The 1,508-nt window shown below is 64.4% G+C and carries 2 protein-coding genes and 1 pseudogene; 1 reads left to right on the forward strand and 2 read right to left on the reverse strand.

Annotated features, from left to right (window positions below; all coding sequences use genetic code 11):
* Positions 1-77: 77 nt before the first annotated feature.
* Positions 78-314 (reverse strand): annotated as a pseudogene (locus tag ACPEES_RS23335) (IS1634 family transposase); the annotation flags it as partial.
* A gap of 147 nt (positions 315-461) precedes the next feature.
* Here ACPEES_RS23335 and ACPEES_RS23340 point away from each other — a divergent pair.
* On the forward strand, positions 462-935 hold the full coding sequence (locus ACPEES_RS23340) for an integrase core domain-containing protein (RefSeq protein WP_435106898.1): 474 nt from the start codon (positions 462-464) through the stop codon (positions 933-935).
* A gap of 12 nt (positions 936-947) precedes the next feature.
* Here the strand turns inward: ACPEES_RS23340 and ACPEES_RS23345 are convergent, their stop codons facing one another.
* Positions 948-1,433, reverse strand: a complete 486-nt coding sequence (locus ACPEES_RS23345) for an IS630 family transposase (RefSeq protein ID WP_435106900.1) — start codon at positions 1,431-1,433, stop codon at positions 948-950.
* Positions 1,434-1,508: the final 75 nt, after the last annotated feature.

Genomic DNA, 1,508 nt, shown 5'->3' on the forward strand with positions numbered 1-1,508 from the left:
GGAATGCCGGGTTACCCGCTTCGAAAAAAGTCGCCCAATACGACTGAGGCAAGAGCGTCGATTTAACGGCGCTTACCCCACACATCACCAAAGGCGCGGGCGGTGTCGAACCGGGGCGCGTCCGGGACGGACTCGGGGCGGCCGACCGCGCGTTGGAGCCCTTTGATCAGCGCCTCCATATCCTCGGCCTCGAGTTGGTCGATGCGCCCGAGGTTGGCGATGACCTTCTGCTTCGCCTTGCCATTGGCATCGCGGTAGCCCTGGACGAGTTGCAGGTAGCGCCGTGGGCCGGACTTGGTGATGCGCGTGTACATACCACAACACTATACCAACACGAACAACGCTACCAAACGCCAAGTCCTACAAGACGTGACACAACAGCCGGTTCGCGCTTTTGGCCCATACACCAAAGGAAAATCAATCGGTTACAGGCTCAGAAATGCCGCGAATCGCCTCAAACTGTGGAACTCGGGAGCTACCGGGCCTTCCTCGCCGACTGCGGCGTGCGCCGCAGCTACTCCCGGCCGCGGGTCTCCAACGACAACCCCTTCAGCGAGTCGGCGTTCAAGACCTTGAAGTACAGCCCCGGCTACCCCGGCCGGTTCACCGACATCGATCACGCCCGCCGCTGGATGCGCGGCTTCATCGCCGACTACCAGCACCGGCCCCATGAGGGCCTGGCCTTCTACACCCCGGCCGACGTCTTCGCCGGCCGCGTCGACACGGTCCACGCCCGCCGGCAGGCCGCGCTGGATGCTTACTACGCCGAGCACCCGGAGCGCTTCCCGAAGGGGCCGCCGCTCGCCACCCGACCCCCGAGCAGCGTCTGCATCAACCCGGACGACGGTATTACCTGTACGGCCAGTGAGCTGGTCACCGAGCCGAGTGCCTGCGAGCCCGCGTATCCACCGGTCAGCACCGGCAACATTCATTAGCAATCCGAGGGCTCACTGTCGGAAAAAGGTTGACACATTCCGCACCAGCTCCGGGTCCTGCTGCCAGGCCCGATACAGCGGCTTCTGCGCGGTGAAGCCGAGCAACTTCATGATCCGGCTCACCGAGGCCGGGGTGAGCGACTTGCCCAGGTGCCGGCGAATGAGCTCGCGGATCAGCGACAGCGTCCACAGCGCGTAGGGAAAGCGCATCTGCTGCGGGGTCTCCTCGCGCACCGTGCGCGCAATCCAGGCCATCTCTTCGGCCGTCACCTTCGGCGGGCGTCCGGACCGGGGCTTGGTCGTCAGCCCTGCCTGCCCCTCGTTGGCAAAGCTCGAGAGCCAGCGATAGACCGTGCGCACGGCCACACCATAGGCGCGCGCCACCTCGGCAACCGGCTGTCCTTCGCGCACCGATTTCACCGCCTGCATTCGCCTCGACGTGCGCGCCGCCGAATCCACGCTTCGACCATCACTGGATGTCGAGACTCGGGTGATCATATACCAATTTTCGAAATAACTCGGGCCGATCCCGTTGCCATGCCTTGAGGGTCTGCACCGGCGTTCGGTGATGCA

This window comes from Arhodomonas sp. AD133 (genome assembly GCF_051195215.1).
GTDB lineage: Bacteria > Pseudomonadota > Gammaproteobacteria > Nitrococcales > Nitrococcaceae > Arhodomonas.

Excerpts from the sequence above, each read along its gene's own strand:
- ACPEES_RS23345 (WP_435106900.1), bottom strand. The coding sequence starts at position 1,433 with ATGATCACCCGAGTCTCGACATCCAGTGATGGTCGAAGCGTGGATTCG.